General features: G+C 44.0%; 5 protein-coding genes. All 5 read right to left on the reverse strand.

What is annotated here, in order from left to right; genetic code table 11:
• Positions 1–59: 59 nt before the first annotated feature.
• Positions 60–734, reverse strand: coding sequence for a prepilin-type N-terminal cleavage/methylation domain-containing protein (locus H740_RS01775; protein WP_002950641.1), 675 nt, complete (start codon positions 732–734; stop codon positions 60–62).
• A 12-nt stretch (positions 735–746) separates the two neighbouring features.
• Positions 747–1946, reverse strand: a complete 1200-nt coding sequence (locus H740_RS01780) for a glycosyltransferase family 39 protein (protein ID WP_002950642.1) — start codon at positions 1944–1946, stop codon at positions 747–749.
• A gap of 15 nt (positions 1947–1961) precedes the next feature.
• Positions 1962–2402: a phosphoribosyltransferase gene (locus H740_RS01785; protein ID WP_002950644.1), complete on the reverse strand. Its 441-nt coding sequence runs from the start codon at positions 2400–2402 to the stop codon at positions 1962–1964.
• Positions 2403–2411: 9 nt separating this feature from the next.
• Positions 2412–3704, reverse strand: coding sequence for an NCS2 family permease (locus H740_RS01790; protein WP_002950646.1), 1293 nt, complete (start codon positions 3702–3704; stop codon positions 2412–2414).
• A gap of 10 nt (positions 3705–3714) precedes the next feature.
• The coding region (gene mqnE / locus H740_RS01795) for an aminofutalosine synthase MqnE (protein ID WP_002950647.1) at positions 3715–4660 on the reverse strand (946 nt) is incomplete at its 5' end.

Below are 4660 nucleotides of genomic sequence, written 5' to 3' on the forward strand. Positions count from 1 at the left end.
ACAGATAGGATGCTTAAAAAATACTGAAGAAATTAACCAAAATTGTATAATTTTTAAATTTATGGGCGATCCGCAAAGGCAACCTGCAAAAAGCCAGTTTCTGGCGTCACGGTTATAGTAGCTGTTTTTTTAGCCGTACTTAGTACTATTTGACAATTTTGCCCATTATGAACCAGTCTGTCATATCCTCTGGTTGCGCTAGTACCAGTAGTACTTACGCCTTGCATAGGTCTTCCAAACTCGTCAAAAGAGATAGTTTGCAAATTACTGTCTCCGCATACCCCGCGTAGCTCTACATTGGTTATACCAAATTTTCTTGCCAAATTATATTTACTGCTAGCGTTTGCGCAATTGGCTTTCGAAATGCCGGCCCATCCTGAACTCATAAATTTACTCGGATCTAATGGATCTCTTGCAACTTCGTTTGCCGAATTTAAATTACCTGTAGCATCTCCATCGTCATGGTATACGCTATATCTCCATTCGTTTCCACCATCGCAAAATGCAGCCTGAGTAAAAGTTATACTCCATCTCTTTCTAAACCACCTAGCATCAGTAGGGTCAAATTTACTATCCTGCATGGCTAGGTGCTGGGTGTATCGAATATGCGACATCACTTGATCAGCAGCCTCTGCGATATGATCATCGTTTATTCTCGGTAGCGCAGCGGCGGCTATTATTCCTATTACTACGATCACAACGACAAGCTCTAGCATAGTAAAGGCTTTTTTCATCAAATCTATCCTCTAATCATCTTTTATAATCTTAAAATTTGCGATTTTTACGCCAAATTTATAGACCGCTATATTACCATAATTATCTTTTAAGTCCAAATTTGCTAGCTGCAAATTTGCGTCCGGCTGCGTATCTATGCCGTAAAATTTAAGTCTCAAGGCTAGCTTTTTATCGTCCGTGAAAATTTTTTCTACGCCTTCATTTTTTAGCTCTTTTGCAAGCTCTTTTGCTACGTGATATCTGTAAACAAAATGCTTGGCCGGATCCTTGAGCGCGCCGTAAAGCGTTTCGTTAAAAAGCACGAATAAAAACCCAACGAGCAAAGAAACCGCCGCAAAAGAAGCTAAAATTTTATACCCGCGTCTAAACATCGGCAATCTCACGCGGTACGAGCTAAAAAATACCCGAACCAAAATCGGCACCGAAATAACGCAAAAAGGCAAGTAGTTTTCGAGTTCCAGTCGCTGTCTGATCGACAAAAACAAGCAAAACAAAAATGCAGTTATGGAGACGAACCAGAGCAAATTTTTACTCTCTTTTATCCAAATTCTATACATAGCATAGACAAAATAGACGAAAATAAAAGGCGAAAAAGCCGCAGCAAAAATACTCACGGTGTCAAGCAGATGGCCTCTTGGTTTACCGCCCGAGTCAAATCCGTAAAGATAAAAGCAAAGCGCAAAAAGTAGAGCCGCCACCCACGCCATTTTAGCATCGCGCCTATAGACGGCAAATATAAAAATAGCCGAAAAATAAACCAAAAATGCTCCGCTAATAAAAGGCAGCACGCATAAAAGCGCGTAAAAGGCTAGCATTTTGCGTAGCTGATAAAGATAAATACTCAAAAGCGAGAGCACGATTATGATGCCGGCGTCATTTACCAAGATCGCCGACGCCATCGTCGCGGGAAGCAATATAAACACGACCGCACTTACCACTCGGTCAAATTTGCGTTTTAAAATTTGCTTTGAGACCTTGTAGAGTAGCGCGACGCTAAAAAGATGACAAATAACGAAAGGAAGGCGCAAGGCATAGTCGTTTTGTCCGAAAATCTCGACCGAAAATCTAGCCAAAACAGCTGAAATTTTAGGCGAGTTATAAAACGCATCCGCCTCGTAGTAGCTAATGCTAAGCGTGCTAATCGCATACGACAAAAAGCAAAAATCGATAAGGCAGATGATAAAAAGTAAAAACGTTTCCGAGCGCAACATGGCTAAATTTAGAGCTTAAATTTGCTCTTCCCAGAAAAACTCTATCCACTCGTGCGCCTCTCTCACCGTAAAGTCTGGCAGTAAAAGCGCTTTTCGTTTATAAAAAATAGTCGCGATCTTTAGCTCGATATGCGGGAAGCGCTTTAAAAGCTCTTGCTTGATAGCTACCATACTCTCCCCAGTGTCGATCATATCGTCTACTATCAAAATTTTATTAAATTTAGATAGGTCAGGGATGTTAAAGATATCGATAGTATCGAGCTTTTGCGTCTCTTCGTAGTGGATTGAGTTTAGCGTAAAAAGATTGCGGTTGTTTAGCAAGCTCGCTAAAAAATGCCCCAAAGTAAGTCCGCCGCGAGCGATTGCCAAAATCACCTCGGGCTCGAAATTTGCTTTGATATCTCGCACCATTATTTTTACGTCTTTATGAAATTCCTCAAATGGATACTTTAGCATACTTTCTCCTTAATGCACTAAAAATACAATAAAACTAATGAGCGCAAGCACGATAACGCCGATATTTACATACTCCCACTCGCGCCTCATGATCCGAACCAGCAGATACGCCATAAATCCAAACGAAAGTCCCGTCGTGATCGAATATGTAAGCGGCATCAAAATAACTATCAAAAATGTCGAGATGGCGATAGCGGGATCTTTAAAATTTATATTTCCAAGCTCGCTAAACATCAGCACGCCCACCATCACGAGTATCGGATATATCGCGTTTGAGGGGATAGCTTTAAAAAGCGGCAACATAAAAATCGTAAGCACGAAAAATAGTCCGCAAAATACCGCCGTTAGTCCCGTCTTGCCGCCCTCCTCTACGCCGCTAGCGCTCTCGGCAAACGACGTCGTCGTACTAACGCCGACTAGCGAGCCTACCATAGTTGCTACCGCGTCGGCTTCGAGGGTTTTTTCTAGTTTTTCGACGCCTTTTTGATTGCTCTCATCAAAGATCCCTGCTCTATTTCCCACGCCCGCTAGCGTACCGATAGAGTCGAAAAGATCGGTCACGAAAAATGTAACGATCACCGGTAGCAGCGCAAAAGATAACGCGCCCATGATATCAAGCTCTAAAAATATCGGCGATATCGAAGCCGGTAGCGAGATAAATTCCTTCGGATACGGCGCGATACCGAAAATCCAAGCGATCACCGAGGTCGTAAATACCGCGATGATGAATGCACCCTTAACCTTCCACGCCCAAAAAAGCATAACGAAAAATAGCCCCACAAAGCCCAAAATAACGTTTGGATCTTTTAAATTTCCAAGTCCGACCAGTACCGCGTCGTTATTTACGACTACGCCCATCTGCTGAAGTCCGACAAAGGCGATAAATGCGCCAATGCCAGCGCTTATCGAGCGTCTGACATCATCGGGGATTGATTTTAAGACCCAGATTCTAAAATTTGTAAAAGATAGCACGACGAAAATTATACCAGAGATAAAAACTACGCCCAGAGCCGTCTGCCACGGTATCTGCATGCCAAGCACGAGACCAAATGTAAAATACGCGTTTAGTCCCATTCCCACGCTCATCGCCACAGGCGTGTTCGCCCACAGGCCGTTTAGCACGGTAGCGATCACGGTGATGAGCGCCGTAGCCGTGATGAGCGCGTCCATAGGCATGCCCGTTTTGCTCATGATTATCGCGTTTACAGGCACGATATACATCATCGTTAAAAAGGTCGTGAGTCCCGCGCTAAACTCGGTCTTTACGCTAGTGCCGTTTTGCTTGAGTTTAAAAAAATCCAATTCCGCCTCCTTAGTTATCGTAAATTTTTAGTTCGTTATATAAGCTATCTCGCTCGACGGGGATAAAGCCTGAAGTCTGAATGAGATCGGTAAAATTTCTAAGGCTCATACCGCTTGCCGATTTCGCTCCGGCCGCGCTTTGGATGCTCTCTTTTTCTATCGTGCCGTCTAGATCATCAGCACCGAATTCCTGCGCGACCATCGCTAAATTTATCGTCGACGTCGCCCAGTATGCCTTTATGTGCGCGACGTTATCGAGCACCAGGCGCGATATCGCAAATGTCTTTAAAATTTCGGCCGAGCCGGGATAGTTTTCCACTTTTAGATAGTTGTTGTCGCGCTGATAAACCAGCGGAATAAAGGCGTTAAATCCACCCGTCTTGTCCTGCAAATCGCGGATTCGCAGCATGTGATCGATGCGGTTTTGCCTGCTTTCTACGTGCCCAAACAGCATCGTAGCATTGCTTTCCCTGCCTTTTTCGTGCCAAAGGCGGTGGATTTTGAGCCAGTTTTCCGAGCTTACCTTACCTTTGCAGATTTTACGCCTAACCTCTTCGTCAAAGATCTCCGCTCCGCCGCCTGGCATCGAGTCTACGCCGTATTCGAGCATCTTTTCTACGACTTCTTCGTAGCTAAGGCCGTGTTTTCGCGAGAGGAAATCAACCTCCGCCGCTGTTAGCGCTTTGACGTGGATTTGCGGGTATTTTTTTTTTATTTTTTTAAAAATTTCCAAATACCACTGCCATGGCGTCTCAGGGTTGTGCGCCGAGACGATATGTATCTCTTTTGCGCCGCCGGCGACGCTTTTTTCGACGATTTTTAGGATCTCTTCGTGACTCATCGTATATGGGTTTGGATTTTTGCGGTTTGCGGAAAACGCGCAAAATTTACACACGTCCGCGCAGATGTTGGTCGGATTTATATGCCGATTTACGTTAAAAAACACCTTTTTGCCG

This window comes from Campylobacter showae CC57C, assembly GCF_000344295.2.
Classification (GTDB): Bacteria; Campylobacterota; Campylobacteria; order Campylobacterales; family Campylobacteraceae; genus Campylobacter_A; species Campylobacter_A showae_B.